Origin of the sequence: Streptomyces sp. NRRL WC-3549 (genome assembly GCF_000721935.1) — a bacterium.
GTDB lineage: Bacteria > Actinomycetota > Actinomycetes > Streptomycetales > Streptomycetaceae > Streptomyces.
Genome location: NZ_KL585445.1, coordinates 23869 through 27625, shown reverse-complemented (window position 1 = coordinate 27625; position 3757 = coordinate 23869). Strand labels below are relative to the sequence as shown.

At 73.1% G+C, this 3757-nt stretch carries 3 protein-coding genes; all 3 read right to left on the bottom strand.

Annotated features, from left to right (window positions below):
* On the bottom strand, window positions 1-936 hold a 936-nt coding region (locus tag IH13_RS0134330), incomplete at its 3' end, for an acyl-CoA dehydrogenase family protein (RefSeq protein WP_031090771.1).
* 7 nt (window positions 937-943) lie between these two features.
* The gene (locus tag IH13_RS0134325) at window positions 944-1873 is read right to left on the bottom strand and encodes a hydroxymethylglutaryl-CoA lyase (protein WP_031090769.1); all 930 of its coding nucleotides are present in this window, start codon (window positions 1871-1873) and stop codon (window positions 944-946) included.
* 44 nt (window positions 1874-1917) lie between these two features.
* Window positions 1918-3757: ATP-binding protein (locus IH13_RS39230; protein WP_031090767.1), on the bottom strand; the 1840-nt coding region annotated here is incomplete at its 5' end.

Sequence of the window (3757 nt, the reverse complement as noted above, 5' to 3'; positions counted from 1 at the left end):
CCGGGACGCGGCGTCCCGCCAGCCGACCCGGGCCATGTGCGCCCGCATCTCCATGTCGGCGATCTTGAACTGGATCGCCTGGTTGGCGCCGATCGGCTTTCCGAAGGCGTGCCGCTCCCTGGCGTACTTCACCGACTCGTCCACACAGCCCTGCGCCAGGCCGGTGGACAGCGCCGAGATGGCGATACGCCCCTCGTCCAGGATCCGCAGGAACTGCGCGTATCCGCGGCCTTCCTCGCCCAGCAGGTTCGCCGCGGGCACACGGACGTCGGAGAAGGACAGCTCGCGGGTGTCCGACGCGTTCCACCCGACCTTGGAGTACGGGGCGGCGACCGTGAAGCCGGGGGTGCCGGACGGGACGATGATCGCGGAGATGCGCGGGGCGCCGTTCTCCTTGCGGCCGGTGACGGCGGTGACCGTCACCAGCTCCGTGATGTCCGTACCGGAGTTGGTGATGAAGCACTTGGAACCGTTGATCACCCACTCGCCGGTGGCCTCGTCCAGGACGGCGGTGGTGCGGGTGCCGCCCGCGTCGGAACCGCCGTCCGGCTCGGTCAGCCCGAACGCGCCGAGCGCCTCGCCCGTACAGAGCTTCGGCAGCCACCGCTGCTTCTGCTCCTCGGTGCCGAAGCGGTAGACCGGCATGGCGCCCAGCGAGACGCCGGCCTCCAGCGTGATCGCCACGGACGAGTCGACCCGGGCCAGCTCCTCCAGGGCGATACCGAGGGCCAGGTAGTCCCCGCCCATGCCGCCGTACTCCTCGGGGAACGGCAGCCCGAACAGGCCCATGCGCCCCATCTCGGCCACGATCTCGTACGGGAACTCGTGGCGCTCGTAGAAGTCGCCGATCTTCGGAGCGACCACGTCGTGGGCGAACTCCTCGACGGTACGGCGCAGTTCCTCGTGTTCGGCGGTCAGCCGGTGGTCCAGGGACATGGGAGGGTCACTCCTTGTGAGTCAGGGCGCGGACGGTACGGGACGGGCTGGGCCGGCCCAGCTGTTCGGCCATCCACACGCTTGTGGCGGTGAGTGCGCCGAGATCGACCCCGGTGTCCACACCGAGGCCGTCGAGCATCCACACGAGATCCTCGGTGGCGAGATTTCCGGTCGCGCTCTTGGCGTACGGGCAGCCGCCGAGGCCGCCCGCCGAGGCGTCCACCGTCGTCACCCCCTGCTGGAGCGCGGCCAGGGTGTTGGAGAGCGCCTGGCCGTAGGTGTCGTGGAAGTGCACCCCGATCGAGGCGGTGGGCACACCCGCGTCGTTCAGCGCGGCGAGCAGGGCGACCACCTGGCCGGGGGTGGCCACGCCGATCGTGTCGCCGAGGGACAGCTCGTCGCAGCCGAGCTCCATGAGCGCCTTCGCGACCCGGACGACCTGTCCGAGCGGGACGGCCCCCTCCCACGGGTCGCCGAAGCACATCGACAGATAGCCGCGCACCCCGACCCCCTCCGCCGTGGCACGGGCGACGACCGGCTCGAACATGGCCAGCGACTCGTCCACCGTGCGGTTGAGGTTGCGGGCGGCGAAGGTCTCGGTCGCCGAGCCGAACACCGCGATCCGGCGGGCGCCGAGCGCCAGCGCCCGGTCCAGACCGCGTTCGTTCGGTACGAGGACGGGGAGTTCGACGTCCCCGACGTCCGCGATCTCGCCGAGCAGCGGGAACAGGGCCTCCGCGTCGGCCAGTTGGGGCACCCACTTCGGGTGCACGAAGCTGGTCGCCTCGATCGTGGTGAGCCCGGCCTCGGCGAGCCTGCGGATGAACTGCGCCTTCACCTCGGTGGGGACGACGGAGGCCTCGTTCTGCAGGCCGTCCCGGGCACCGACCTCGTGGATACGGACCCGGGCGGGCAGCCCGGGGAGGGGCACGGTCATGGGCAGTGCGGCGGTGCCGGCCACGCCGTCTTCCGCGATGTCGGTCATGCGTCCTCCCCGGGGGCGACCACGGCCAGGACCTGGTCCATGGCGACGGTGGTTCCGGCCGTGACGTCCAGCTCGGTGACGGTGCCGGCGTGCGGGGCGGAGATGACGTGCTCCATCTTCATCGCCTCCACCACCAGCAGGCTCTGCCCGGCGACGACCACGTCCCCCACGGCCACCTTCACCACCGTGACCGTCCCGGGCATGGGTGCGGCGAGCGTGTCGGCCCCCGAGCGGGCGGCGCCGCTCAGTGACGCCTCGACCGGATCGTGGTCCTGGACGTGCCAGGTGTCCCCGTCACGGCCGAGCCACACCCCGTCCGGCGAGTCCGCCCGGCTGAACGTGTGGGTGAGGCCGTCCAGCTCCACGGTCACCCGCCGCCGGGACACCTCGACCAGACGGGAGCCCTCGGGGGCCGGGACGGAGGGGACCGGACCGCAGGTGTCCGGTGTCCCCTCCCGCTCCCCGGCGTGCCCGAAGTCCAGCTCGGCCGCGCCGTCCACGCCCGCCCGCACCCCCACCCGCACCGGGTCGTGGCCCGGTACACGGAAGTGGTGGAAGGTCCGGGCGGGGGTGCCGCCGAGACGCCACCCGCTGGGCACGGAGAACGGGTCGACCCAGCCCGCGGCGGCCACCGGGGGCGGCTGCCGCAGCAGCGCCGCCGCCGCGTAGACCTCCTCCGGGACGCCCTCGGGCACCAGGGAGTCCGCCTCGCGCTCGACCAGCCCGGTGTCCAGGTCGCCCGCCGCCACCGCCGGGTGGGCCAGCAGCCGGCGCAGGAAGCCGGCGTTCGTGGGGACGCCCAGCACCACCGTGTCCGCCAGCGCGGCCCGCAGTCCGCGCAACGCCGCCGCACGGTCCGGCCCGTAGGCGATGACCTTCGACAGCATCGGGTCGTAGGTGCTGCCGACGGGCACCCCCTCGCTCAGCCCGGAGTCCGTGCGGACTCCACCGCCCTGCGGCTCGTGCAGCGCGAGCACGGTGCCGCCCGACGGCAGGAAGCCGCGCGCCGGGTCCTCGGCGCAGAGCCGGGCCTCCACGGCGTGTCCGGTGAGCGTGATGTCCGCCTGCCCGTAGGGGAGGTGCTCACCGGAGGCGACCCGCAGCTGCCACTCCACCAGATCGAGGCCGGTGACCAGCTCGGTGACCGGGTGCTCCACCTGGAGGCGGGTGTTCATCTCCATGAAGTAGTACGAGGACGAGTCGTCACCCGGGACGATGAACTCGACCGTGCCCGCGCCGACGTACCCGCAGGAGCGCGCCGCCTGGACGGCCGCCTGGCCCATCGCCGCCCTGGTCCCCTCGTCGAGCAGGACGGAGGGCGCCTCCTCGATGATCTTCTGGTGGCGGCGCTGCAGCGAGCACTCCCGCTCGCCGAGGTGCACCACGTTGCCGTGTCCGTCCGCCAGCACCTGGATCTCGATGTGGCGCGGCCGGTCGATCCACCGCTCCACCAGCAGCGTGTCGTCGCCGAAGGAGGAGCGCGCCTCGCGTCGTGCCGCCGCGATCTCGTCGGCGAGCAGCCCCGCCTCACGCACCAGCCGCATGCCCTTGCCGCCGCCGCCCGCGGACGGCTTGAGCAGGACCGGCATGCCGATCTCCCGGGCGGCGTCGGCCAACTGGGCGTCGGTCAGTCCGCTCCCGGAGGACCCGGGCACCACCGGGACCCCGGCCGCCGCGACCGTCTCCTTGGCGCGGATCTTGTCGCCCATCAGCGCGATGGCGGAGGCGGGCGGGCCGATGAAGACCAGCCCGGCGTCCTCGCACGCCTGGGCGAAGCGGGCGTTCTCCGCGAGGAAGCCGTAGCCGGGGTGGACGGCCTCGGCCCCGGTGCGGCGG